This window comes from Martinezella sp. CNPSo 3959 (assembly GCF_057784355.1).
The window spans coordinates 125,073-150,013 of sequence record NZ_JBXSOV010000003.1 but is presented as its reverse complement, the minus strand read 5'-3'; the positions used below and the strand labels follow the sequence as shown (position 1 = coordinate 150,013).

20 protein-coding genes and 1 pseudogene are annotated in these 24,941 nt (G+C 58.8%); 4 read left to right on the top strand and 17 right to left on the bottom strand.

Going from position 1 to position 24,941, the window contains the following annotated elements; genetic code table 11:
* Nucleotides 1–146 precede the first annotated feature (146 nt).
* Both AC13RE_RS11370 and AC13RE_RS11365 read right to left on the bottom strand, forming a co-directional pair.
* Complete coding sequence (locus AC13RE_RS11370) at nt 147–1,412, bottom strand: ATP-binding protein (RefSeq protein ID WP_488562989.1); 1,266 nt, start codon at nt 1,410–1,412, stop codon at nt 147–149.
* Nucleotides 1,409–2,140, bottom strand: a complete 732-nt coding sequence (locus AC13RE_RS11365) for a response regulator (RefSeq protein WP_488562988.1) — start codon at nt 2,138–2,140, stop codon at nt 1,409–1,411. The genes AC13RE_RS11370 and AC13RE_RS11365 overlap by 4 nt, the downstream gene beginning before the upstream one ends.
* A 583-nt stretch (nt 2,141–2,723) precedes the next feature.
* Between AC13RE_RS11365 and AC13RE_RS11360 the strand changes: the two genes are divergently transcribed.
* Genes AC13RE_RS11360 through AC13RE_RS11350 form a run of 3 tightly spaced genes read left to right on the top strand, consistent with a single transcriptional unit; the run spans nt 2,724 to nt 7,097 of the window.
* Nucleotides 2,724–3,776 carry an HlyD family secretion protein gene (locus tag AC13RE_RS11360; protein WP_488484746.1) on the top strand — a complete coding sequence of 351 codons (1,053 nt, stop codon included), beginning with the start codon at nt 2,724–2,726 and terminating at the stop codon, nt 3,774–3,776.
* The gene (locus AC13RE_RS11355) at nt 3,776–6,115 is read left to right on the top strand and encodes an ABC transporter permease (protein WP_488562987.1); all 2,340 of its coding nucleotides are present in this window, start codon (nt 3,776–3,778) and stop codon (nt 6,113–6,115) included. The genes AC13RE_RS11360 and AC13RE_RS11355 overlap by 1 nt, the downstream gene beginning before the upstream one ends.
* Nucleotides 6,105–7,097 (top strand): HlyD family secretion protein, encoded by a 993-nt coding sequence (locus tag AC13RE_RS11350; RefSeq protein WP_488562986.1) that lies wholly within the window; start codon nt 6,105–6,107, stop codon nt 7,095–7,097. Before AC13RE_RS11355 ends, AC13RE_RS11350 begins: the two co-directional genes overlap by 11 nt.
* On the opposite strand, the gene AC13RE_RS11345 is transcribed toward AC13RE_RS11350, so the two are convergent.
* The 7 genes and pseudogenes from AC13RE_RS11345 to AC13RE_RS11315 form a co-directional block, all read right to left on the bottom strand.
* Nucleotides 7,015–7,554, bottom strand: a complete 540-nt coding sequence (locus AC13RE_RS11345; protein ID WP_488562985.1) for a cyclic nucleotide-binding domain-containing protein — start codon at nt 7,552–7,554, stop codon at nt 7,015–7,017. The genes AC13RE_RS11350 and AC13RE_RS11345 overlap by 83 nt on opposite strands.
* Nucleotides 7,555–7,898: 344 nt before the next feature.
* A pseudogene (locus AC13RE_RS11340) lies at nt 7,899–8,405 on the bottom strand (IS6 family transposase); the annotation flags it as partial.
* Between the two features lie 92 nt (nt 8,406–8,497).
* On the bottom strand, nt 8,498–8,626 hold the full coding sequence (locus AC13RE_RS11335) for a hypothetical protein (protein WP_488562984.1): 129 nt from the start codon (nt 8,624–8,626) through the stop codon (nt 8,498–8,500).
* Nucleotides 8,627–8,735: 109 nt separating this feature from the next.
* Nucleotides 8,736–8,861, bottom strand: a complete 126-nt coding sequence (locus tag AC13RE_RS11330) for a DUF2474 domain-containing protein (protein ID WP_488562983.1) — start codon at nt 8,859–8,861, stop codon at nt 8,736–8,738.
* Complete coding sequence (gene cydB / locus AC13RE_RS11325) at nt 8,861–9,868, bottom strand: cytochrome d ubiquinol oxidase subunit II (RefSeq protein WP_488562982.1); 1,008 nt, start codon at nt 9,866–9,868, stop codon at nt 8,861–8,863. The genes AC13RE_RS11330 and cydB overlap by 1 nt, the downstream gene beginning before the upstream one ends.
* Nucleotides 9,869–9,870: 2 nt before the next feature.
* On the bottom strand, nt 9,871–11,283 hold the full coding sequence (locus AC13RE_RS11320) for a cytochrome ubiquinol oxidase subunit I (RefSeq protein ID WP_488562981.1): 1,413 nt from the start codon (nt 11,281–11,283) through the stop codon (nt 9,871–9,873).
* A gap of 57 nt (nt 11,284–11,340) precedes the next feature.
* A complete protein-coding gene (locus AC13RE_RS11315; RefSeq protein ID WP_488562980.1) occupies nt 11,341–13,608 on the bottom strand; it encodes an FdhF/YdeP family oxidoreductase in 2,268 nt (755 codons plus the stop codon).
* A gap of 274 nt (nt 13,609–13,882) precedes the next feature.
* On the opposite strand from AC13RE_RS11315, the gene AC13RE_RS11310 reads away from it, so the two are divergent.
* Nucleotides 13,883–14,809, top strand: coding sequence for a bestrophin family protein (locus AC13RE_RS11310; RefSeq protein ID WP_488562979.1), 927 nt, complete (start codon nt 13,883–13,885; stop codon nt 14,807–14,809).
* A gap of 189 nt (nt 14,810–14,998) precedes the next feature.
* Here the strand turns inward: AC13RE_RS11310 and AC13RE_RS11305 are convergent, their stop codons facing one another.
* The 8 genes from AC13RE_RS11305 to AC13RE_RS11270 form a co-directional block, all read right to left on the bottom strand.
* Nucleotides 14,999–15,823 (bottom strand): family 1 encapsulin nanocompartment shell protein, encoded by an 825-nt coding sequence (locus tag AC13RE_RS11305; protein WP_488562978.1) that lies wholly within the window; start codon nt 15,821–15,823, stop codon nt 14,999–15,001.
* A gap of 1 nt (nt 15,824) precedes the next feature.
* Nucleotides 15,825–16,895, bottom strand: coding sequence for a Dyp-type peroxidase (locus tag AC13RE_RS11300; RefSeq protein ID WP_132720921.1), 1,071 nt, complete (start codon nt 16,893–16,895; stop codon nt 15,825–15,827).
* 259 nt (nt 16,896–17,154) lie between these two features.
* Complete coding sequence (locus AC13RE_RS11295) at nt 17,155–17,424, bottom strand: DUF2171 domain-containing protein (RefSeq protein WP_488562977.1); 270 nt, start codon at nt 17,422–17,424, stop codon at nt 17,155–17,157.
* 99 nt (nt 17,425–17,523) lie between these two features.
* Nucleotides 17,524–20,127, bottom strand: a complete 2,604-nt coding sequence (clpB, locus tag AC13RE_RS11290) for an ATP-dependent chaperone ClpB (RefSeq protein WP_488562976.1) — start codon at nt 20,125–20,127, stop codon at nt 17,524–17,526.
* Nucleotides 20,128–20,175: 48 nt separating this feature from the next.
* The gene (locus tag AC13RE_RS11285; RefSeq protein ID WP_488562975.1) at nt 20,176–20,706 is read right to left on the bottom strand and encodes a DUF1269 domain-containing protein; all 531 of its coding nucleotides are present in this window, start codon (nt 20,704–20,706) and stop codon (nt 20,176–20,178) included.
* A 171-nt stretch (nt 20,707–20,877) separates the two neighbouring features.
* Nucleotides 20,878–21,270 carry a hypothetical protein gene (locus tag AC13RE_RS11280; RefSeq protein WP_488562974.1) on the bottom strand — a complete coding sequence of 131 codons (393 nt, stop codon included), beginning with the start codon at nt 21,268–21,270 and terminating at the stop codon, nt 20,878–20,880.
* Between the two features lie 210 nt (nt 21,271–21,480).
* Nucleotides 21,481–23,499 carry a sensor histidine kinase gene (locus AC13RE_RS11275; RefSeq protein WP_488562973.1) on the bottom strand — a complete coding sequence of 673 codons (2,019 nt, stop codon included), beginning with the start codon at nt 23,497–23,499 and terminating at the stop codon, nt 21,481–21,483.
* Nucleotides 23,492–24,883, bottom strand: coding sequence for a sigma-54-dependent transcriptional regulator (locus tag AC13RE_RS11270; protein ID WP_488562972.1), 1,392 nt, complete (start codon nt 24,881–24,883; stop codon nt 23,492–23,494). Before AC13RE_RS11270 ends, AC13RE_RS11275 begins: the two co-directional genes overlap by 8 nt.
* Nucleotides 24,884–24,941: the final 58 nt, after the last annotated feature.

The window sequence follows — 24,941 nt, the reverse complement described above, 5'->3', positions numbered from 1 at the left end:
ACTGCAAATACTGTCGTTCATAGAATTTTCGAAAATCCTACGCAAGTAAATCCTGTTTTGAGGCAAAGTCGGGTCCTTACCCAACCGCTAGCCTGGAGCGTGGCCGAATTTGCATACCTCTGATCCGTTCGGTCTTTTCTGCTTGATCAGCCTGCGGCCTTCGCTTCGGCGCTCTTGAATGACACGACTTGCTCCAGCCCCCGCGGCTGGCGGTTTCGCACGGTGATTTCGCCTTCGAATCGGGTGACGATTTCGTGCGCGATAGCCATGCCGAGGCCAGCGCCGGGGAAGGATCTTTGCCTTGCGATATCGATTCGGAAAAAGGGTTCGAACACCTGATCCAATCGATCCTCGGGGATGCCGGGACCGGTATCGATAATCCTCACGACGGCCCGGTTGCCAAGATGCGTGACCGTCACCGTCGCCGACTGGCCATGTGTCGCGGCATTGATGAGCAGGTTGCGCAACGCGCGTGTAATCGCCAGCGGCCCCGCGCAGATTGTCGCCTGCTCCAAATCGCCGCTCTTGACGATCATGTCGATCGCCTTAAGTTCTGTGACGATACCTTCGACGACTCTGTCGAGCCGGACCTGCCCCAGGCTGTCCTGGGAAATCTCTTCGCGAACGAGGCCGATGGCGCTATCGGCGATCCTGTCCAGCTCCTCCAGATCGGCAAGCCATTTGCGCCGCTCTTCCTCGTCTCGGATGAACTCGGCACGCAACCGCATTCGGGTCATCGGCGTTCGCAGATCATGTCCAGCAGCGGCGACAAGCCGCATCCGGCTTTCCGTGGCAGCCTTCACTCTCGCCGAGAGGCTGTTGAGCGCTTGCGCAGTGGCACGAATTTCGCCCGGGCCGCTTACGGGTATGTGCGGCAGCGTGCCGTCGGGATTGACTGCCACTACCGCCTGTTCCAACAGACGTAGCGGCTTCATGATCTTGGAAGCGGCAAAGATGGAAACGAGCACGCTGCCGATGATGATGAGGCCGAGCCAGCCCACAAGAATCTTCCAGCCGTCCGGAGGCGGGCCATGCGGCGCCATCGGCATGACCAGCCAGTTGCCGTCGGAGAGCTTCAATGACGCGATCAACGCGCCCGTCGACCGGTGCGATATGATTGCCTCCCGCATGCCGGAAATGCGAAGCAGCGCCTCGGCGAGAAGGTGAGAGAGCTCTTCGTCAGTCGGGTCGCCGGCTGGCATGGGAGCAATGATCAGCCCTGCCGATTCCGCCATGGCGCGATCCTTCTCCGCGAAGGTCGCGAGAACGGCAAGCTGCCGGGCCGTCCCATCAATCATCATGTCTGGTCGCGGCCCTTGCATGACAAGGCTTGCCACGAAAGATGACGAAATGACGACCAGGACGATGGCTGTCAGCAGGAGTAGTGCCAGGCGCGCGCCAAGTGACCTCATGAATCGCCTTTGATAGCCGTCACCGGGACGACGAGCTGATAGCCGCCGTTGCGGATCGTTCTGAAAATGGGATCTTCCGTCGTTTCCCCCAGCTTGCGCCGCAGCCGGCTCATCAGGACATCGATCGAGCGATCGGCAGGGTCGCGATCACGTCCCTGCGTCAAGTCGAGCAGCTGATCGCGCGACAGCAGCCGGCCGGCGCGCTCGAGAAACGCCTTGAGAAGATCGAATTCCGCACCCGTCAGCGCAATGACCTCGCCGTTATCCCGGCTCACCCGACGAAGTTGCGGATCAAGCATCATATCCGCGAACTGATAGCGCCTCTGCTCGGGCTCCGCCGACGAATCCTCGTTCATGCGGCGCAATACGGCGCGGATGCGCGCAGCCAGCTCACGCGGATTGAACGGTTTGCCGAGATAATCATCGGCACCGATCTCAAGACCGAGGATACGATCTATGTCCTCTTTCAGGGCGGTCAGCAGGATGACGGGAACCCTTGGACGGCGGTTTCGCAAATCACGGCAGAGATCGAGGCCGGATCCATCGGGAAGCATGACATCCAGCACGAGCAGGTCAGGCCGGCGGCGGTTCATCGCGTCGTTGCATCCGCGAAGGTCGCTCGCCGCCGCCACACGGAACCCCTGCTCCCCGAGATACCGGCTCAGGAGCGAACGTATCTCATGGTCATCATCGACGATCAGAATATCTGGCGTAGAGTTCGCGTTCATGGGCTTAATTCCGTTTTCTCAAACCTTATACAAACTATCAATTCCCTGAAAAGAAGGGCTTTGCGGCGCCAATACGGAATTTTCCGCACAGGAAACGTTGGTTTACAAAATTCTTGGTGGTGGAAATATTGAGCAACAAAATAACGTTCGCGGCAGCGACTGGAATGCCGGTTCGCCAATTCCGAACATTTGTCCCGCGTCTTTGCCACAGCCGTGGGTACGTCTCCCGAAGTGTGGCGAAGATCGATTACACATTGAGCAGTTGTCCGGCATCGTCGTTCCGGCAATTTTGGTGATCCATTCTATCGCACAATAATTTAACCGACCCTGATGGTACTCCTCGTACGCTGGGTTAAGGCGAGTTGTTGCCAATGCGGCGCCGTTGCATGCGCAAACGGTAATTGGTCTCTCTCTCGCCCCGCGCTCGCCTACCCACTGTAGTGACCTGTTTTGTCCCGATTTTCGCTATTACTCGGTATCCGTGAATAAACGGGCAGCAGCCTCAGGTGAAACTGCTTCACGGAGCAAGCCCAGACTAGTAGAGTGTAAAATAGACTGCACTTGGTCAGCGGAGGACGTCGTAATGAACGAGCTGATGCAATCGCCGGGGGATCAGAAGTACGAGGCAAAAAAAACATTGCCACCACCGACCGGTTCGTCTCGCGCTGCCGTCCTCATCGTCACCGTGACCGTAGCGGCAATCGTCGGCTTATCGCTATGGTACCTCGTTCAGCCTCAGCCCTTGCTGGTGCAGGGAGAAGCGAATGCCACGCGCATCGACATCGCTGCCCGTGTCGAAGGTCGCATTGGTGAGCGACCGGTGGATCGCGGTCAGAACGTTGCCGCCGGCCAAGTGCTGGTGAAGATCGACAATCCTCAAATCATCAGCAAGCTGAAACAGGCTGAAGCGGCGAAAGCGGTCGCCATAGCCGAGCTCGCCCGTATAGACGCCGGCATCCGCCAGGAAGTCGTCGCGCAGCGCAAGGCGGCAATCGCCGCGGCGGAGGCCAATCTGGTACTCGCCCAGCAGACTTACAACCGTACGAACGAACTGACCACCAAAGGCGTCGCCTCCATGCAGACGTTGAATGAGGCAACGGCGTCGCTCGATGTGGCAAGACGCGGCCTCGAACAAGCCAAGCTTGCCTATGACGAGGCTGTTGCGGGCTACACCAAGGAAGAACGTGGCGTCGCCCAAGCCGAAGTGGGCAAGGCCGCAGCGGCGGTCGCCACCCTTAATACTCAGGTCAACGAGATGACGGTGACGGCGCCCGTCGGATCGCAGGTCTACCAGGTGGGCGGCGAAATCGGCGAATTCGTATCGCCTGGGGTGCCCCTTCTCTCGTTGGTGGACCTCAGCGATGTCTGGCTAAGCTTCGATCTGCGCGAAGATCTCGTGAAGGGCCTGAAGGTGGGCGACAAGCTTGATGTCCGCATCCCCGCCCTCGGCGATCGGCTGGTGTCGGTCGAGATCAGGACCATCGCGACCCGCGGCGAGTATTCCGGCTGGCGTGCGACGCGTGCGACCGGCGATTTCGACCTCCGCACCTTCGAAGTGCGGGCCTATCCGACCGATAAAATCCCAGAACTTCGTCCCGGCATGAGTGCCTATCTGCAATGGAGCAGTGTACGCTGATGTCTCAGCACGCAACCCCGGGTCTGCTTGCAGTTGTCTCGCGCGAGGTGACGTGGATCCGACGCGACCGGGTGGCGCTGCTGCTTGTGCTCGCCGTTCCCCTGATCGCCTTTTCCATCCTGACCACAACGTTCAGCAATGCGGTGGTCCGAAATCTCAGCGTCGATGTGGTCGACATGGACCATTCCGACACATCGCTGCGCTTCATCCAATCCATCGATGCTGCGCCGTCCGTCGCGGTGGCGCACCGGTCCTCCGATCTTGACGGCGCCATGCACTCGATCCGCTCGGGTGCCGCGATCGCGGCAGTCTATATTCCGGAGAACTTCGAACGCGATATTTACGCGGCTAAACGCCCGCAGATCGTGATCTTCTACAACAAGCAGTATTTCTCGCCGGGCAATATCGCATCGGGCGGATTGCAGGCGTCGATCGCGGCGGCCGCCGCAGCACTGCCGAAACAAGCGGGCGGAGGCGGATACCATCCTGGGCCGCTCATCACCGAGCAATATGTGCTGACCAATCCGGCGCTCAATTATGTGCAGTTTTTGCTGCGCGCCATCCTGCCGACGGTGCTGCATGTATTGACGGCGATCGCGGGCGGCTATGCCGTCGGTTCCGAATTCGGATCGCGCAGCGTGCAGGCGTGGCTGGATGCTGCGGGCGGCAATCCCCTCACCGCGCTGGTCGGCAAGCTCGCACCCTATTTTGGGATCTTTGTCCTGATGATGGTCGTGGGACTCGGCATCATCCACGGCCTCAATCAGATCCCCTTTCGTGGCGATGTCGTCCTGATGGGCGCCTCTGCCCTTCTCCTCGTCATCGCTTATCTGTCGCTTGGGGCGCTGCTCCAGTTGCTCGTCAGAAACCTCCCGCTCGGCCTGTCGTTGACCGGCATCATCTGCTCACCCGCATTCGGCTTTGCCGGCGTTGGCTTCCCGGTTCTTGCGATGGGCGGTTTTGCGCGGGTCTGGGGCGATATGCTGCCGCTTCGCTGGTATATCCAGATCCTGTTCGATCAGGCCGCTCGCGGCGTGCCCGCCTACGATTCCGTGCGTCCGTTCATGGCGCTTGCCGCCCTCGCTACCGTCTATTTCGCGCTGTCCTGGCTGCGGCTGAACGTCATTGCGCGCGCTCCCGTCCGTCATCCGGAGCCGGCCGCGACACAGCCCATCGCGCGTCCCGGCGTCGTCGGAGCATTCGTAGCCGAATATAAGCGCGTGCTTGGCGACAGCGCCGTCTTCGGACTTATCGTGCTGGCGCCGATCATCTACGGCGTATTCTACCCCCAGCCCTATCTCGGACAACTGGTCCGCAAAATCCCCGTGGCAGTCGTCGACGACGACACGACGAACCTAAGCCGATCTCTCATCCAAATGATCGACGCCGACGAGGCGACGCAAGTGGCTGCTCGTCCGAATACGCTGGAGGCCGCTCAGGCCGCACTCGCCCGGCGCGAAGTGTTCGGCATCGTCGGGATCCCGGAGGGCACGGAGCGGGAGGTTTTGAAAGGCGCGGGAGCCCGGCTGCCAATCTATGTCGATTCCGCCTACTTCCTGCTCTACAATCGCACACTGCAGGGTATAACGGAGGCAGCGGCGACCGTGTCGGCGGACGTCGCGGCCGGCAGCGCGAGGGACGATGGGAGTCTGTTTCGGGCCGCTCTCGTCAGGAACTCGCCGGTCGAAATCCTCAATCAACCGCTGTTCAACCCCACTGGCGGCTATGCCAGCTACGTCGTGCCGGCCGCCTTCGTCCTGATCCTGCAGCAGACCTTGCTGATGGGCTCGGCCACGCTCGGCGGCGTTGCCTTCGAACAGGGAGGAAGAGCGTCCCGGCACGCTCGCGGCCGACCCGCGGCAGTGTTCGGTCAGGCGCTCGCGCATCTCCTGCTCGTGCTGCCCGGTTTCGCGCTCTACCTTATTATACTGCCGCGCATTTACGGGTTTTCGACAAACGGGGGGCTTCTGGACATGCTGGCGCTCGCCGTCCCCTTCATCCTTGCGGTGAGCTTCCTAGGGCAATTCGTCGGATCGTGGTTCACTCGACGTGAGACGGCGGTGCTGCTCTTCATCGCCATCAGCCTGCCGCTGTTTTTCCAGGTGGGCGTGGCCTGGCCGCTCGAGGCAATCCCACGGTCGATCCGCATCGCAAGCCAAGTGCTGCCAAGCACTTCCGCGATCGACGGCCTAGTGCGCGTCAACCAGATGGGCGCATCGCTGACAGACGTGCGCAGCAATTGGCTGGCTCTCTGGGCGCTGGCGATCGTTTACGCGACGTTCGCCATGGCTTCTGCATGGTGGGCAACGAGGCACGAAGGAGGCAAGAATGAAAGCTAGGATGTTTCGTCGACCCGTCTTCCGCACGCCTCTGCTGATGGCATCGCTTGTCGTGGCGGCGCTTGGCAGCGGGGCGGCCACCTTCTCCGGCGACTCTAGCGCAACCGACAATGCAGCGCCCGGCATGGTCCAGCGTACCGAGATCCGCATCGCGCCTGAGGTCGGCGGCCGCCTGCTCAGCGTTGCCGTCCTGCCGGGTCAGCATATCAAGCGAGGCGACTTGCTGGCGACGGTGGATAGCCCGGAACTGGCCGCGGCGCTGGGAGAAGCCAAGGCAGCCGCCGCCAGCGCCAAGGCGAACCGCGACCACATCTATGCCGGCGTTCGCTCGGAAGAAGTGGCCATCGCCGAGCAATCGGTGAAGACAGCCGAGGCAAACCTCCTGCTTGCTCAACAACAGAACACGCGCGCAGCCGCGCTTGTTGCGAAGGGCTCCGGCAGCCGCCAGGTACTCGATGAGACCGCGGCGGAACTTCAAAAGGCGCAGGCTGATCTCGACCTCAAACGCGCCCAATTGACTGCCGCACGCGCCGGCCCGACGAAGGAGGAGCTCGCGCTTGCCGACGCCCGGGTGGCGGCGGCTCAGGCAGCGGTCAATGAGGCACAGATTGCCTTCGACAAGACGCAGCTGACGGCGCCGGCCGATGCCACCGTTGTCATTCAGGTCGCCGAACTTGGAGAAGCTCTGTCCCCCGGCGCACCCGTGATGACGATCGAGCCGGCGGGCCAAAGATGGTTTGCCTTCACGCTACGCGAAGATGCCTTGAAGGATATGACAATCGGCAAAACCGTCGCCCTGAAGACGAGCAACGGCACCATCGAAGCCCGCGTCACCGAACTCCGGCCGCTTGGCGAATTTGCCACCTGGCGGGCAGCCCGAGCGGTCGGGGATCACGATCTCAACAGTTTCTGGCTACGGCTCGATCCCACCGGTGGCGACAGTGGCCTGGAGCCCGGCATGACCGTCCGGCTCCCGCGGTAAACCGCCTTGCTAGGCCGAACGATCGTGATCGCCCCGCGCCAAACCTGAAAAAATTCCGGATACGGACCGCCAACTGGCCCGGCGCGCCGATTTCCGGTGCGGCCCTGGCCACAACCTCCAGATGCAGAATATCGAGGCCCTTTCGCGCTGATTTATCGAAAGCCGCGACCAGATCGGCATTCTGGTCGAAGAGCGGCGCGATCGCCTGATGCGGCAACCTATAAACCACGCAATGGGTGCGCGCGGTCGCTACATGTTGGGCGCCGGTAAGAAGGCCGATCTCTCCGATATAGGCGCCAGCGCCGATGCAGCCGAGCGTTTCGGGTACGCCGTCCCGCAAGCGCGAGACCTCGATTACGCCCGAGACCACTAAGTACAACGTCTTATCCGCTTGTCCCTCCTCAAAGAGTTTCTCACCCGGTTCCAGCCTATGCGACTGCAGCTCGCGCACCAGCATCTCCAACGACTCTTAGCCAAGGCTTTCGAACAAGATCACGTCCCGGAGCCGCCGCCGCGAAATAAGGTCATCACCGGTCGTATCATAATGCGTTTGCTCCTCGCGCCGATCCTTATCGAGCAAGCCGGCGTAGTGGAGCTGCCGTCTGGACGCGCGCAAAAGCATATCCTCCATAGCTGATAAATGTCCCGTCGTGGCAACGTAGAAGGAGATTTTGTAAAGATTCCTCTTACGGCCAAGCCGCGCCATAGCTGCGCTGGGAGCCGGCGACTGCAGAATTTTCGGGCAAAGCAACGTTGCGTCGAGGAGGGTTTTGATAACCCGCTCGGGGAGCGCACATTCAGGACAGAATAACTGCGTTCAACGATGCGAGCTTCTCCACAGATGTCGCCGCCCAGATTGAAGATGGATGCCTGACCCTTGCGCAAGGCGAGCATGACCTCAAAACCTTTGATTGTCGCATAGGCCGTTTTCAGCGTTTTGAATCCTCTCACCGGTTTGATCAACTGTTTCAGTTTGCCGTGATCGGCCTCTACGACATTGTTCAGGTATTTGATCTGCCGATGCACCAGCTCTTCCGGGCATTTGCCTTCGGCCTTCAGTGCTGAAATCGCGATGCCGTAGGTCGGGGCCTTGTCGGTGTTGATGACAGCCGGCATTTCCCAATCCTTCAAACCATTTAAGGCTTTGCCAAGAAAGCGCTTCGCTGCTTTGGCGTTCCGGGTGGGCGACAGATAGAAATCGATCGTGTTGCCGAATTTGTCGACGGCTCGGTATAAGTACGTCCATTGCCCGCGAACCTTCACATAGGTTTCGTCGACGCGCCAGCTTGTTGACTGCGGTCGGCGCGAAGACGTCTGGACGAACGACGGCGATCTCGTTGGCAAAACGACGTCCGAATTTCTCTGCCCACAGCCGGACCGTTTGATGCGAGACGATGATCTCACATGCCGCCATCATGTCCCTCGAACATTCGCAGACTGAGAGGGAAACGGAAATAGAGCCAGACGGCGTGCGCGATGATTTCGGCGGGAAAGCGGTGGCGGCGATAGAGCAGATCACGGTTCGTCATGGCCCGTCATCTCACATCAATGTCCGTGTTTCCTTAAGTTTACAATGCCCTTCAAATCGTCGTCCACACGCAAACACTTTCACAAGAATCCGGCCAACTGCCACACAGGTCAGCTACCGGTTTTCAGGATGAGCCGAAGCAGGAACGCGACGATAGCCAGGGACATCACGCTGGCAGCCCAGATCGCGATCATCCACCCAAGGCGCTTCCAGATCGAAGAGGTTTCAGCCGGCATCAGTGATATCCGTGCACGCCCGCCTTGCCGCGGAAAACCCAATAGGCCCAAGCCGTGTAGATCAGGATGATCGGGATGATGATCATCGCCCCGACCAGCATGAACCACTGGCTTTGCGGTGGCGCAGCCGCATCCCATATCGTTACCGATCGCGGCACGATGTAGGGATAGATGCTGATACCGAGCCCGGCAAATCCCAGCAGGAAGATCGCCAGCGCCATGACAAACGGTACCCGCTCCATGCCGCGTTTGAGGCTCCAGAAAAATAGTGCGGCGGAAATCATGACGAGAAGCGGAACCTGCGCCGTCAGCAGCACGCCCGGCATAGCGAACCAGCGGCGCCAGTAGTCGTAGGTGAGAAAGGGAGTGGCAATGCTCACCGCCGCGAGAGAAACAAGCGTTGCGATACCGAGCCAGAAGGCCAGTTTGCGGGCATGGGCCAAGCTGGTGCTTTCTGTCTTCCAGACCAGCCACGAGGCCCCGAGCAGGGCATATCCGATCACGAGCGCGACACCCGTGAGGAGACTGAAAGGGCTCAGCCAGTCGAGCCACCCGCCGGCATAGGCCTGATTTTCGACATGGACCCCTTGCAGGATGGCACCCAGCATGATGCCCTGCGAAAACGCAGCGACCAAGGACCCGAGGGAAAAGGCAGCATCCCAGAATGCTCTATGCCGGGGATGACGCCAGCGAAACTCGAAGGCTACGCCTCGAAACACCAATCCCAGCAACATGGCGATGACAAGCGGATAGGTGGCGGGCAGAATGATCGCATAGGCGAGCGGGAAGGCCGCAAAGAGCGCACCACCCCCAAGCACAAGCCATGTCTCGTTGCCGTCCCAGACGGGCGCGATCGAGTTCATCGCCTGATCGCGCTCATCGCCCACCGCAAATGTCGGGAACAATATGCCGATCCCAAGATCGAAACCATCCATGACGACATAGGCAAAGACCGCGAAACCGATGATCATGGCCCAGACGATGGTGAGATCCAAATATTCGGTCATGATCAATCCTCCAAAGGCAGCGCGGCGCCGAGACTTGGGGCGGGCGTGATGCCGGCTGCGCGCTGCGGCACCTGGGGCGGCTCGCTTTCATGCGGTTCCGGCGGCTTGGACATCAGCCGCAGTAGATAGAAAATGCCCGATCCGAAGGCAAAAAAGTAAACGATCACAAAGGCCAGAAGCGAAACCGCGATGGCGGGGGCAGCAAGCGGCGAATGGGAGTCCGCGGTGCGCAACAGACCGTAGACGGTGAAGGGCTGACGGCCGACCTCGGTCGTGACCCATCCCGCGATTACGGCAACAAATCCCGCCGGCCCCATGCACACGGCGGCGCGATGCAACCACACCCATTCGTAGAGCTTCCGTCTGTAACGGGCGAGAAGGCTCCACAGGCCGATGCCGAGCATCGCAAATCCGAGAGCCACCATGATGCGGAATGACCAGAAGATGATAGGAGCGGGTGGCCACTGATCACGCGGAAAGTCGTTCAGTCCCTGCATCGGTGCGAAAGGATCATGCTTGAGGATCAGCGATCCGAGATGCGGAATGGCAATCTCGTAACGTACCCGCGCTTCCTCATTGCTCGGCAGACCGAAGAGGATCAGCGGAGCGCCCTCGGCATGTGCTTCATAGTGACCTTCCATTGCGAGGATCTTAGCCGGCTGATGCTCCAGCGTGTTGAGACCGTGTGCGTCGCCGGCGAAAATCTGGATCGGCGTGACGACCGCTGCCATCCACATCGCCATCGAGAACATCTTCCTGGCCCCGCGATTGGAATGATCCTTGAGCAGATGCCACGCTCCGACACCCCCGACGACAAAGGCCGTCGTCAGATAGGCTGCCAGTACCGTATGCACGAGGCGATAGGGGAAACTAGGATTGAATATGATCGCCAGCCAGGACCCCGCCGGCACGAGCTGTCCGTTCGCGTTGATCTCAAAGCCGGTCGGCGTGTGCATCCAACTGTTGGCCGAGAGGATCCACGTTGCCGAAATGAGCGTGCCGAGCGCCACCATGCACGTGGCAAAGAAGTGTAACCCTTTGCCGACCTTGTTTATTCCAAAGAGCATCACTCCCAGAAATCCGGCCTCGAGGAAGAATGCCGTGAGCACTTCGTAGGCCATCAGCGGGCCGATGATAGGCCCCGCCTTTTGAGAGAATACGGACCAGTTCGTGCCAAACTGGTAGGACATGACCACGCCGGAGACCACGCCCATGCCGAAGACAACAGCGAAGATTTTCAGCCAGTAGCGATAGAGATTGGCGTAGACGCCGTCTCCCGTTTTCAGCCAGAGCGCCTCGAGCACCATGAGGAAACTCGCAAGCCCGATCGAAAAGGCCGGAAACATGAAATGGAACGAGACAGTGAATGCGAACTGGGCTCTCGCTAAAATGACCGCGTCTAGGTTCTCAAACAACGTCCGTCTCCCTGGCTAAGATCGGTTCGAAAGTGACTGTTGCTGGCGCTTTCTTTCTTATGCCGCCAGTACCCTGACAGGGATGGACTTTGCTGCTGGAGTGCCGCTGATCTTGTCGTAATATTCGAGCGGAAGAAGTGGGTTGAGCTCCGGGTAATAGCCGGCAACCGAACCGCGCGGCATCGGATAGTCCAGCACCGTGAGACCATCGACCCGACGCTGCACGCCGTCTTCGGTGATCGTCTCCAAAGAGACGCGTGCGCCCGCTTCGAGGTTGCGTTGCTTCCGATCGTCCTCGTTCATGAACAGGACCATACGATCATTATAGACGCCGCGATAGCGATCATTGTAGCTATAGATGGTCGTGTTGAACTGGTCGTGCGAGCGCACAGTCGCAAGCCTCAGCATAGCCGGGTCCGCGACCGGTGCATTCACTTCCAGGCCAGGCAGCAGAAGAAAGTTCGCCTTGCCGTTCGGTGTCGGCCAGACAAGCCGGCGCGGCGGAACGTCCAGGTGGAAGCCCTTGGGATTTTTGATCTTCTCATTGAAGTCGGTATAGATTTCGGGATAGACGGCCGCGATCTTGTCACGGATCAGGTTATAGTCCTCGATATAGCTCGCCCACGGGATCTTGCTGTCGGGAAGAGTCGCCATGGCCATGCGGCAGACAATCTCCACCTCCGGCTTCAGATGCTCGCTGGCCGGAGTCAGCACGCCACGCGAGGCCGTTACGTTCGACATGGAGTCCTCAATTGTTACGAACTGTTCGCCGGCCGACGTACGGATCCACTCGGATCTGGCGATGACCGGCAATATGAGCGCTTCCTTCCCATGGACGATGTGGCCGCGATTGAGCTTGGTGGTGATGCCGACGGTCAGCGCCAGATTACGCATTGCCGCGTAGGATCGCTCTGTGTCAGGGATTGCGCGAACGAAGTTCCCACCCATGCCGATGAAGACTTTGGCGGTCCCATTCTCCATTGCCTCCACGGTTTCGACCGTATGATGGCCGTGCTCGCGGGGCGGTTCGAAGCCGAAAACGTCTCGGACTTTGTCGAGATAGTCCTGCGTCGGCTTCTCATCGATCCCGACGGTGCGATCGCCCTGAACATTCGAGTGTCCGCGGATCGGTGAAATCCCCGCTCCCGGCTTTCCGAAATTGCCTTTCAGCAGCAACAGATTTGCGACCTGTTGTAACAGACGCGACCCGTCCTGATGCTGAGTGAGCCCCATGCCGTAGCAGATCATCGTTGCCCGCGAACGGATATAGATTTCGGCGCAACGGCGGATCTGGTCTTCATCCAGCCCCGACGCCGCGACGAGTTCGGGCCAATCATGGGTCATCACCTCGTCGCGAATGGCGTCGAGACCAACCGTGTGCTTGGCGATGAAGTCATGGTCGAGGATCGTTTCGCCCTTGGCCTCGCGCTCGAACATCACGCGCATGATGCCTTTGAGGAAAGCGAGGTCTCCGCCGATCTTCATGTGGACGAATTCGCTGGCGATCGGCGTGGAGCCGAAGGTCGCCATCTGGATCATGTCCTGAGGTTCGGTGAAGCGTATCAGCGCACGTTCCGGCATGGGATTGACGGCGACGATCGGAACGCCGCGCTTTCGTGCCTCGACCAGATTCGTCATCATGCGCGGCGAGTTCGTGCCGGTGTTCTGGCCGATGACGAAGATCGCCTCGGCATGTTCGAAATCCTCAAGGATCACCGTGCCCTTCCCGACGCCGATCGCAGGCGGCAGACCGCGGCTGGTGGGCTCATGGCACATATTGGAACAGTCGGGGAAATTGTTGGTGCCGAACGCCCGGATAAAAATGGCGTAGAGGAAGGCTGCTTCGTTCGGCGTGCGCCCGGAGGTATAAAATTCGGCCTGATGCGGGCTCTCAAGCGATCTCAGATGCTTGCCAATCGTTGCGAACGCGGCGTCCCAGTCGCAGGGCACATATTTGTCTGTCGCGGCGTCGTAGCGCATCGGCTCCGTCAAACGGCCCTGCATCTCGAGCCAGTAGTCCGACTGTTCCATGAGCTCGGAGACGGTGTGCTTGGCAAAGAATTCCCGTGTGACCCGGAATTTGGTCGCTTCATGCGCCAGAGCCTTGGCACCGTTTTCGCAGAATTCGAGCGTCTTCTTGCAGTCGGCATCCGGGAAGGCGCAGCTTGGACATTTGAAACCACCAGGCTGGTTCATGGCAAGGAGCGCTCGCGACCCCTTGGTCACGACACTTTGCTCCAGCAGCACCTTCGCTGTCGCAGCCGCGGCACCCCATCCACCCGCCGGATGGTGATAGGTTTTATATTCTGCTTTCTTGTCACTCATAGCCCACACTCCGCCGCTGTATCACTATGGCCAGTAGAACACGTTATCTCATTGTTTTCCATGGACAATTTGTCTCACTCCCAGGGACAATTTGTCCATTTTGCGGTGGGTTCTCCCTGCTAAGCCTTTGACAATGCTGTCTGCGCGAAATGGTACGCTTCTTGCGAAGTGAACCTGGCGTGAGAGGCCAGATGAAGCAGTTTCGCTCACCCTTGCTACCGTGACGTCGTTCCTCATCGCCGCGAAACGCAATGCCACAGCAATCAGGTGAAACATGATCGTCCGGGAAACTCCGAACCTGCTCCGTCTCTTCTTCGAGATTCGAGGATCGGTGATCAGACGCATCTATCCCCGCGTCCTCATCGTCATGTTCATGTCGGCGATCGTCGTCTGGGCGCACACGCGACACCCTACGCTCGTTCCGCTGGTCGACGGGGCGCCATTCTACCTGATCGGCCTGACGCTTTCCATTTTTCTCGGGTTTCGCAACAACGCCTGCTACGATCGCTGGTGGGAAGGGCGAAGGCTCTGGGGCCATCTTCTTGCCCACAGCCGTGATCTGGCGCGTCAGACTATCATCTTGCTGCCGAGTGGCGATCAGGCAGCCAAAGAGCGCGAAAGGCTGATCCGGCTGAACATCGTCCTGGTCGAGGATCTTGTGCGCCACCTGCGTTATGGAGATCGGCTAGGCGACAACGTTGAAACTCTGCTCTCGAATGAAGAAAGAGCTAGGCTTCTTAGAGCATCCAATGCGCCCAACTATATCCTGCAATTGATGGGCGATTGTCTCGCCGGTCTTTCAGCCAAAGGCTACGTCACTGACATCGAGTTCAGCATCCTCGACCGCACGATCTCGGGAATGAACGAAGGTATCGCCGGCTGCGAGCGTCTTCGCAACACGCCGGTTCCGTTCGGTTACACGCTTCTGCTTCACAGAACCGCTTACCTCTTCTGCTTCCTCCTGCCCTTCGGTCTCGCCAATATGCTGGGACCAATTACACCGCTGGCCGCCGGCATTATCGCCTACACGTTTTTCGGGCTGGATGCGCTTGGGGACGAGCTGGAGATGCCATTCGGAACCATGCCCAATGACCTGCCGATTGCTGCGATCGCCAAGTCGATCGAAATTACCTTGAGAGAGGCCTTGGGAGAGGAAGATCTCCCGGAAATGCCTGTGCCGGTGAAATCGATCCTTCTCTGACGATTTGAAGACTGCGGATGCATGCCACCCTGCATGGCTTGGGGTAGCGGCGGCGGCCGGTATATCCGGCTTGCGCGTCGGGCACCGTTTTCTGTCTCGCGAAAATCCATTGAGCACGGATAGCTTGCCCCGCAAAACCCGAGATGAGGCAAGCCGCTGTCCATGGTCGCATCCACCCTTACCAGTAACCTACACGCTCTTATCGAGCTGAGCTTGCGCAGGCAGTAAAGCAACCGCCGCTTCGGCGGTCAGCATCCGGAAGGTAAAGCTTTCCTGGAAATAGAGTTCGACTGTCGTCGCCGAATGGCTGAGATAGCCGATGGAGATGTCCTGGCCGAGATCGAGCGAGAAGTCCCCGCCCCTGGTCGTTAGGACGAAGCCGCCCTTGATTGCAGGCGCCCAGATGATCCCTCCATCGACAACCTTTTCGATATGATGGAACACCGGATAGCCTTCGTCACTGCCGCCGCTTGCCGCGGTATATTCTTCTTCACCAAGAACCAGGGCATAAGGACCCTGGACCCCCGCGAGACGCAGCTGGCTGACAGCCTTCGCAACGACATCGGGATAGTTCTTGAGGCTCGAAGGAAGGTTCAGGGCGGGATTGCTGCTGGCCTCACGAATTCCCTGGATCCCGGCCGCAGCAAAGCCTTCGAAGACGGCGCGGTCTTCGCTAAAGGCCAGCTTGCGTGCGGCTTCCTTGACCGGCGACCAGTCGGAATCCTCTGATCCGCGCTCAACATCGTCGATCGCGGACCGCGAAAGTTCGAAAGGAACGCGAAGTTCGACAACCGCCTTGACGTCGCGCAAGGAAGCCTGGACACCCTCGCCTAGGCTATCGACCTGTTTAAGGTGCCCCGTGCCGGCGGCGGAAAATTCGGCGCCCTTCGGCCCGTCGACATCCACCACACGCCGTGCGGCCAGGTGACGCTTGAGCGTCCTTCTCGCCTCTTCCTCGATCTGCTCCCAGGCCTTGTTCGAGATCGGAGCGAGTTTCCTGTGAAGATTGTCCATGTCAAACCTCTTTCTTTAAGGAACCGATCCCGAGGGAGCCGTCCGTGTTTTCATTCCGGGGAGCGGAGTTCGTATTGTCCGATTGATCTGTGGAGGCAGATTCAGCTTCGGCAACCGGTGCAGGGGCTGCGTCGGGCTCGACATTGTCAAGAAAGGTTGCCGACGGAACGAAGAAGAGGCTGCCGGTAATCGCCTGGCTGACGTCAAGCAGGCGATCGTAGTTTCCCGGTGGTCGACCGACGAACATATTGACGAGCATCTGTTCCATACGCGCCGGGGATCGGGCGTAGCCGATGAAATAGGTCCCGAATTCGCCCTTCCCGACATCGCCAAAGGGCATATTATCCCTGACGATATCGAGCTCCTCGCCGTTCTCGACGATCGTCGTCAGCGCATTATGCGCGTAGCTCGGTTTGACGCTGTCATCGAGCTCGACGTTGGAGAATTTCTTGCGGCCAACGATACCCTCCTGCACTTCGACAGGTATCGCATTCCATTTGTTCAGGTCGTGCAGGTATTTCTGGACGATCACATAGCTGCCGCCGGCAAAGGCCGGGTCTTCGTCGGCGATGATCGCCGCGTCGATCGCTGCCTGATCGACCGGGTTTTCCGTCCCGTCGACGAAACCGATGAGATCGCGATCGTCGAAATAGTTGAAGCCCTGAACCTGATCCGCGGTTGCCACCGCTTCGCCAAGCCGCGACATAATCTCCATCGCGAGCTCGAAACAAAGATCCATGCGGGCCGCGCGAATGTGAAAGAGGACGTCGCCCGGCGTGGAAACAGCATGGTGTACACCCTGAATTTCCTTGAAAGGATGCAGATCTTTCGGCCTCGGTCCATGAAACAGGCGATCCCATGCTTCGGACCCGAAACCCATGACACAGGACAACCTGCCCTCCAGATCGCGGAACCCAACCGCGCGAAGCAGTCCGCCAAGATCGGCGCAAAGCGATCGTACGGCTCTTTCGTTGTCCGGGCCGGGATTGATGGTCAGAACCAGAAAAATCGCCGCGCGCGTGAGGCGAGCAACAACAGGCTGTGGGGTTGGTTTTGTTTCGTCTGCCGCCATAATCCGTCCGTTAAATCTTTCAAATGTCGCGCCTGGCATGCGGGTGAGGAATGATATTGCCGCACACAGTTTTGGTCTTGGGATTTCTACCTCAATTTGTAGGAGCGCGCGCTTGTGCCGGCAAGGCCACGCCCTCGACAATGAGATAGTCCTCACGAATAGGCTACCCACCAAAATAGTCCTGCAATATTTCAAGCGTGCCTCATTGAGATCAATCGCCCCGGGCAGCCGCCACGAGGCAATCGATTAAAAGCCGCGATCACTCATCCTCCGGCACGGGACGGCCGGACCGCTCCTCTTCGAGCGTGACAGCGATATCGGCATTGGCGGAAAGGCGAACCTTATCGCCTTCGACACCGGCAACGAAACCGAGTTCGATATAATGATGATGCTGGCCCTTGTGAAACGCGTCGCCGCTGTCGCTCTTGATGAGCTTGATGCGATTGCCTTCGACGCGGTCGACAGTTCCGACGTGGACGCCATCGGCGCCGATCACTTCCATGCCCTCTTTGATCTTATGGCCCGTCATGTTTCTTCTCCTTTGCTGCTGAACTGGGACCCCAAGGCAACTGCACTGGGATCAGCGATATGGTTGGCAAGGGGTGGGCTACGCGGTCGACCGCGGCGCCTATTCGTCTTCGTCGTCCAGTATCTTGACGGCCTTGCCGTTGAAGGTGAGCGCGTCTTTTCCGACCGAGAGCTTCACGGTCGAGTCATCGTGAACCTCTCCGCCCAGAAGCAGTTCGGCGAGCGGGTCCTGGACGTAACGCTGGATGGCCCGTTTCAGCGGGCGCGCGCCAAAGGCCGGGTCCCACCCCTTTTCGGCAAGCCAGTTCTGCGCCTTCGTGTCGAGCGACAGGCTGATTTTTCGGTCGCTGAGAAGCTTCTTGAGGCGCGCGAACTGAATATCGACGATACGGCCCATCTCGGTCTTCTGGAGACGATGAAACAGGATGATCGCATCGATGCGATTGAGGAATTCCGGACGGAAATGGACGCGAACCATCGCCATGACCTCTTCGCGCACCACGCTCGTCTTTTCACCCTCCGGCTGGTTGACCAAATATTCGGCGCCGATATTCGACGTCATGATGATCAGCGTGTTGCGGAAATCGACCGTCCGGCCCTGGCCGTCGGTCAGCCGCCCATCGTCAAGCACCTGCAGCAGGACGTTGAAAACATCCGGATGCGCCTTCTCGATTTCGTCGAAGAGAACGACCTGGTAGGGGCGCCGGCGAACGGCTTCGGTCAATACGCCGCCTTCGTCATAGCCGACATAACCGGGAGGCGCGCCGATCAGCCGCGAAACCGAGTGCTTCTCCATGAATTCGGACATATCGATGCGAACCATCGCGGTTTCGTCATCGAAGAGGAATTCCGCAAGAGCCTTGGCAAGTTCGGTCTTGCCGACGCCGGTCGGCCCCAGGAACATGAAGGAGCCGATCGGACGATTGGGATCTTGCAGGCCGGCACGGGCACGGCGCACGGCGGTCGATACCGCGCGCACGGCCTGCGCCTGGCCGACGACCCGCTCGCCGAGCTTTTCCTCCATGTGAAGCAGCTTGTCCTTTTCACCCTCCAGCATCTTGGTGACCGGCACGCCGGTCCACCGCGATACGACTTGGGCGATGCTGTCGGCGGTCACCGTCTCGCTGATCGAGGAGGTTTCGCTCGCCTCGATGGCAGCAAGCTTCTTTTCCAGTTCCGGGATAGTGCTGTAGGAAAGCTCGCCCGCGCGCTGGAACTCGCCTTTGCGCTGGGCATTCGCAAGCTCGGTGCGGTATTGCTCAAGCTCGCTCTTGATCTTCTGCGCATCGGAAAGCTTGCCCTTTTCCGCCTGCCATTTGGATGTCAGGTCGGCCGATTTCTTTTCCAGATCGGCCAGTTCCTTTTCCAGCGCGTGGAGCCGAGCCTTCGATCCTTTGTCATTCTCCTTTTTCAGCGCCTCCTGCTCGATCTTCAGCCGAATGACGTCACGGTCGATCGTGTCCAGCTCTTCCGGTTTCGAATCGACTTGCATCTTCAGGCGCGCCGCGGCTTCGTCGACGAGATCGATCGCCTTGTCGGGCAGGAAGCGATCCGTGATGTAGCGATTGGACAGGGTGGCCGCCGCCACCAGCGCTGCATCCGAAATCCGCACGCCATGATGCAGCTCGTATTTCTCCTTCAGGCCGCGCAGGATCGAGATCGTATCCTCCACGCTCGGCTCCGGCACGAAGACCGGCTGGAAGCGCCGCGCCAGCGCAGGGTCCTTCTCGACGTGCTTGCGGTATTCATCGAGCGTGGTCGCACCGACGCAGTGCAATTCACCACGCGCCAGCGCCGGCTTCAGCAGATTGGACGCGTCCATGGCGCCATCTGTCTTACCCGCACCGATCAGAGTATGCATTTCATCGATGAACAGGATGATGCCGCCCTCTGCCGACGTCACCTCCTGCAGAACGGCCTTCAGCCGCTCCTCGAACTCACCCCTGTACTTCGCCCCAGCAATCAGAGCGCCGAGGTCGAGCGCCAGAAGCTTCTTGTTATGCAGGCTTTCGGGCACGTCACCATTGACGATACGAAGCGCCAGCCCCTCGACGATCGCAGTCTTGCCGACACCCGGCTCGCCGATCAGGACAGGATTGTTCTTGGTCCGGCGTGACAAAACCTGGACTGTGCGCCGGATCTCCTCGTCCCGGCCGATCACAGGGTCCAGTTTTCCGTCCCGCGCAGCCTTGGTCAGGTCGCGGGCGTATTTTTTCAAGGCATCGTAAGCGTTCTCTGCCGAGGCATTGTCGGCGGTTCGTCCCTTGCGTAGCGCGCTGATCGCCGCCGTAATCGCCTGAAGATTTACCCCGGTATCGGAGAGAACCTTGCCCGCATCACTGTTGCGATCCTCGACCAATGACTGGAACAGACGCTCTACGGTCACGAAGCTATCGCCGGCTTTTTCCGCGATCTTTTCCGAAGCATCGAATATGCGGGCAAGTTCGGAAGCCATATAGACCTGCCCCGCTCCGGAACCCGAGACCTTCGGCAATTTTGCCAGCGCGTCTTCGGTCGCGCCGAGTACGGTGCGGGAGTTGCCTCCGGAACGATCAATGAGGCCGGAAACGAGACCTTCATTATCATCAAGCAATACTTTCAGGAGGTGCAGGCTGTTAAATTGCGGATTTCCCTCGCGCATGGCGAGCGATTGCGCCGACTGTATGAAGCCCTTCGCGCGGTCCGTGAATTTTTCGACGTTCATTTTGGCCACCTTCTGCAACGGTGATTGGACGGCTGAAACAGGTCAGCATCAGTTGTGCGAAGAAGTCTCGGCGGGCGCCGGCTGCCCAAAGCCGGGGGATGCCGCCAGCGCGTCGCGCAGCGCCTGTTCCTTCGTGTGATCCAGCGATGTTCTAAGGACGGTTCCACCGGTGCCCTTGAGTTCGTCGAGAACCTTGTCGGCGGTCATCTTGCGGATCAGCAGGAACAGCGCGGCGTTCTCCGGCTTCAGATTTGTTGCGAGCTCCCTCATGAAGCCGTCATTGATGCCGTAATCGGTCAATGCGCCGCCAAATGCGCCGGAAGCGGCGCCGATCGACGCGCCAAGGAGCGGCATGAGAAAGATGGACCCGATCAACAGCCCCCAGAAGCCGCCGGAAATGGCGCCGACTGCCGTCGTGTTCATCAATTGAATGAGCTTGACCCTGCCATTTTCCTGTTTGACGGCGATCACGGCGTCGGAAAGCTCGATCAAATATTCCTTCTGAAGGTTCACGAGCTTCTGCCTTATGGCTTCGGCTTTGTCTTCGGTCGGGTAAACGATAACGATCAGATCGGACACAACTCTCTCCCTCGTTCCAAACCATTCCGCGCGGGCACGGAACACTGGAGCAACCATCGTGCCAGATGCTAAAAATATTGAAAATCAATAGCTTGATCGCCAGAAACAACGCTGGAGAAGACAATGTGTCGGCTTGGGCAGGACAAATTGTCTTTCGTCGCTGCCTGTTGCCTAGACCGCCGGCGGGCCATACAGAATTTCAAGCGCCGCAAGAGCCGTCAGGATATAAGTCCCGTTTGAATCCATATCCTCATCGGTTGAGAGATCAAGCTGCTTCCAGACGCCCTCCAGATAGCCCGCCTGTCGTTCCGCGATCACCTTGTTGGCGATCTGGCCGATCGCGCCGAATTGCGTGAGATCGTAATTCAATCCCCGATCATCGAGAAAAAGACCGTGTTGCTGCAGAAGGTCGGCCATCGGCATGGATGTCTGCGTCAAATAAAAGAGCAGATCATTGGCGTTCAGCGGCTGGTCCTGCGATTGCGGGATTAGCCCGGCCTCTTCGAGCTTTTGTGCCGAGGCTTGCATGTCTTTCGAAAGCTGTTCGGTCGATACGGCGGTCATTGCGGACCTCCAGGGTTCGGTTTGCGTTGAATGTCACCGGCCCGATCGCTCTCCGTCACACGGCTGGATTGGCGGCTCGCGAAACGACGCCGCAACAATCGTGCCACTTGTGGTTTCCAAGCCTTTTCAATGGGTCACAGCGACAAGCGGTACCGGTTGCGGACAAACTGTCGTCCGATAGAGGACTATTTGTCCGCCGTCAGGGCTGTCTCAGGCGGCTTCCGGGAGCCAGACCGTAAAGGTCGTTCCCTCGCCGGGTTTGCTGGTAACCGCAATTGTGCCGCCCTGGCGCGTCACAAGCATCTGGCAGATGGAAAGGCCCAAACCTGTGCCTTCACGGCGCTTGGTCGTAAAAAACGCGTCGAAAATTCTGTTGACGACATCCGGTTCCATGCCACTGCCGGTGTCCGAGACTTCGACCGCTATACCCGGCGTACGATCCACATCGGAATCGACGGTGCGAAGAATAAGCTTGCCTCCTTGAGGCATGGCATGGAACGCATTGACGATCAGATTGATCATGACTTGCTGAAGTTCGCTGCGGGGCATTGCAATGAGCCGGGATGCGCCGTCCTCTCGCTCTATCACGATGGTGGTTTTCTTCAGAAGGTGCCGTACGAGCGGTAGGGTGTCGGTGATGACATCGGCGGGATTGTATCGCTCCAGAACCCCCGCATATTCCTGAGGCTTCGAAAATTTGAGGAGATTGGTGACCATCTCGCTGATGCGCATAAGTTGCTGGTCGATCAGCTTGAACTCGCCTTTGGCCTTGTCAGCCTCGTCTCCGACGATACTCTGAATGACTTCGAGATTGCCCTGGATCACGGCAATGGGATTGTTGATCTCATGAGCGACGCCGGCCGTAATTTCACCGATCGCTGCGAGCTTTTCCGACATGATCAGCTGCTTTGTTGTCGTCTCGAGCTGCTCGTTCGCCATCTGCAGTGCGCGGGCGCGCTCTTCTACACGCTGATTGAGTTCCGTGTTCCATAGCCGCAATTCCGCATCACGCTCCTGAACCTGATCGAGCAATCGGTCCAGTTCCGATGCGACCTGACCGATTTCGTCTTTCATTTTCGGCAGGCCAGTTCGCGCGGTAAGGTCGCCGGTTTCGACCGCGCTGATCGTCCGGGTCATGCGCTCCAGCGGTCGGAAGATGTTGGTCGTCCAGACAAGGAACAAGGGTACGGTCGCTGCGACCGCCACGCCGAAGGCGATGACGATCGCGATCAGCGTTTCTCTTTTCGCATCGGTAAACGGCTTCTGCAGGAAACCGACATAGAGCATCCCAACGCGACGATTGTAGGTATCCAGCAACGGTTGATAGGCTGAGATATACCAGTCATTGACGACAAAGGCCTGTTCTCTCCAGGTCTTCCCGTATTTGAGGACCGCTTCGCCTACCTCCGGCGAAACGCGGGTTCCGATCGCGCGTCGTCCTTCGAAAAGATCCACATTGGTGCTGATCCGGACATCCGAAAGGAACACGGTCGCAGTCCCGCGGCTGTCCACGGGCAGGCTGGCTTCGTTATAAATCAATCTGTTGATGGTATCGATAAACGAGGTGTTCTTGTTCAGAAGCACGCCGGCAACCAATGCGCCACGCTTCCCATTCTCCCAGGTCGCCTCAGTGGCGGAATGAAGAACAAGACCCCGGCTTTCCTGTTGAATAGCGGAATCGGAACCCGGTTGCACAAGCGCGATCCGCGCCCGCTCGGCAAGCTCTGGTGTCAGCGCGGAGAGTTCATTCTGGTCGAAGACATCGAAACCGGCTGATGACTTGCCATCAAGAGCTGCCTTGACGACGGGCCAGTCCCAGCGAGGCAAGGCATTGGCGAGCGGACGGCTACTGGCGACGACATTGCCCGAGTTGTCGATGAGATAAAGGAAATCCAGGCCGCGATCATTGGCTGTCTCATTCAGGAAAGCATTGAGATCACTAGTAGAGACATGTCCACCTGCGGTGAGATCCCGAAAGCGTGCAGATTGGCTGACTGCGGCAAGACGCTCTTCCGTCACCGCCAGCATTCTGTCGATGTAAAAATGGGCGATCGTCAGGTCATCATTGACCTTGGAGATCGCCAACGCGTCAAATCGTTCGTTCCAGCGATAGATTGTGATGCCCAGCAATATGGGCAGGATAACAAGCATCGGCACGAGGGCGATTGCCAGAAGGCGATAACGGACCGATGCCTTGCGGTTTGAAATCTCGCTCGTTCCCTCACCCATTCCAGCTTACGCATTTCCGATCGATCGTCTTGCGAGAAATCCCAAGCCGTCGAGCGGCCTCTTCGCGATCGCCGCCAACCTCTCGCAGCACAGCCAGAATATGACGCTTTTCGATTTCCGCCAAGCTCTGCCCACCGGCTCGTGCAGGGACCAAAGGAGACCTTTCCGCCTCCTCGGGAAAACTCCCGAGAATAACGGCCCTTTCGATGAAGTTCCGTAGCTCTCTTATGTTGCCCGGCCAATCATATCTCAAAAGATAGGATCGAACGTGTTCATCGATCTCCACTGCCGGCATACCGACCTGCTGTGCGACTTCGCGCATGAACAGCCCTGCCAGTTCCAAAACGTCATTGCCGCGGTCCTTCAACGGCGGCAGTTGAATCTGGACGACGTTGATGCGGAAATAAAGGTCCGCACGGAAGGCACCCGCTGCAACGCGGCTCTCCAAATCGGCATTCGTTGCGAAGATAAACCTGGCGTCGAACGGAAGCTCGCGCTCCGAGCCAATCGGTCGAACGCGCCGATCTTCCAATACCCGCAGCAACTTGCTCTGGAGCAAGTATGGCATCTCGGCGATTTCGTCGAGGAAGATCGTGCCGCCTTGTGCATGCATGAACAGGCCCTCGCGCGTGCGGTTGGCACTTGTAAACGCTCCCTTCAAATGGCCGAACAGTTCGCTCTCGATCATGTCGGCTGGAATGGCCCCGCAATTGATCGGTACGAACAGCTTGTCGGTACGATCTGAAAGGGAATGTATGGAACGTGCAGCCACTTCCTTGCCAGTCCCGGACGGTCCAGTCAGCAGGACTGACGTCGATATTGGAGCAACTCGGGCAATCATCGCCCGCACTTTCTCGATGGCGGGCGATTGCCCGATAATATTGTTTCGAAGATAGACTTGATGGGCCGAAAAATTCAGTTGATGCCGCAAAACGTCATTCTCGCGCTGCAACCGGCTGCGATCGAGGCAACGGGCAATCGAATTTAACAACTGGTTCGATCTGAAAGGTTTCAGAACGAAATCGACCACGCCGACGCGAACCGCATTTATGGCCGTGTCGAGATCAGCGTAAGCCGTCATCAGAATAACATCTGCGAAGAAACCAGCGGCGCGCTGTTCGGCCAGCCAGTCGAGGCCGTTCATGTTCGGCATGATGTTGTCGAGGATCACGACATCGAAATGCTGCTGGTCGAGCTTGTGGGACGCTTCGGCCGCATTCGCAGCCTCTTCAATAATCTTGCAGCGAGGACCAAGGGTCTTGAGCAGGAAATTTCTCATGCCCGGTTCGTCGTCGACGACGAGGATCGAAGCTTGAGCGAGCCACGGTCCGAACTCGGGATTCTTGACGCGTTCCGATATATCGTTGGACTCTTGCTCAGACATCACCGTCACTCCTGGATGCTATTGTATCGACGATTGCGCATTGCCATGCCACTAAAGC

Coding starts and splice junctions, on each gene's coding strand:
- AC13RE_RS11370 (WP_488562989.1), bottom strand. CDS start 1,412: ATGAGGTCACTTGGCGCGCGCCTGGCACTACTCCTGCTGACAGCCATC.
- AC13RE_RS11365 (WP_488562988.1), bottom strand. CDS start 2,140: ATGAACGCGAACTCTACGCCAGATATTCTGATCGTCGATGATGACCAT.
- AC13RE_RS11360 (WP_488484746.1), top strand. CDS start 2,724: ATGAACGAGCTGATGCAATCGCCGGGGGATCAGAAGTACGAGGCAAAA.
- AC13RE_RS11355 (WP_488562987.1), top strand. CDS start 3,776: ATGTCTCAGCACGCAACCCCGGGTCTGCTTGCAGTTGTCTCGCGCGAG.
- AC13RE_RS11350 (WP_488562986.1), top strand. CDS start 6,105: ATGAAAGCTAGGATGTTTCGTCGACCCGTCTTCCGCACGCCTCTGCTG.
- AC13RE_RS11345 (WP_488562985.1), bottom strand. CDS start 7,554: ATGCTGGTGCGCGAGCTGCAGTCGCATAGGCTGGAACCGGGTGAGAAA.
- AC13RE_RS11335 (WP_488562984.1), bottom strand. CDS start 8,626: ATGACGAACCGTGATCTGCTCTATCGCCGCCACCGCTTTCCCGCCGAA.
- AC13RE_RS11330 (WP_488562983.1), bottom strand. CDS start 8,861: ATGCCGGCTGAAACCTCTTCGATCTGGAAGCGCCTTGGGTGGATGATC.
- cydB (WP_488562982.1), bottom strand. CDS start 9,868: ATGACCGAATATTTGGATCTCACCATCGTCTGGGCCATGATCATCGGT.
- AC13RE_RS11315 (WP_488562980.1), bottom strand. CDS start 13,608: ATGAGTGACAAGAAAGCAGAATATAAAACCTATCACCATCCGGCGGGT.
- AC13RE_RS11310 (WP_488562979.1), top strand. CDS start 13,883: ATGATCGTCCGGGAAACTCCGAACCTGCTCCGTCTCTTCTTCGAGATT.
- AC13RE_RS11305 (WP_488562978.1), bottom strand. CDS start 15,823: ATGGACAATCTTCACAGGAAACTCGCTCCGATCTCGAACAAGGCCTGG.
- AC13RE_RS11300 (WP_132720921.1), bottom strand. CDS start 16,895: ATGGCGGCAGACGAAACAAAACCAACCCCACAGCCTGTTGTTGCTCGC.
- AC13RE_RS11295 (WP_488562977.1), bottom strand. CDS start 17,424: ATGACGGGCCATAAGATCAAAGAGGGCATGGAAGTGATCGGCGCCGAT.
- clpB (WP_488562976.1), bottom strand. CDS start 20,127: ATGAACGTCGAAAAATTCACGGACCGCGCGAAGGGCTTCATACAGTCG.
- AC13RE_RS11280 (WP_488562974.1), bottom strand. CDS start 21,270: ATGACCGCCGTATCGACCGAACAGCTTTCGAAAGACATGCAAGCCTCG.
- AC13RE_RS11275 (WP_488562973.1), bottom strand. CDS start 23,499: ATGGGTGAGGGAACGAGCGAGATTTCAAACCGCAAGGCATCGGTCCGT.
- AC13RE_RS11270 (WP_488562972.1), bottom strand. CDS start 24,883: ATGTCTGAGCAAGAGTCCAACGATATATCGGAACGCGTCAAGAATCCC.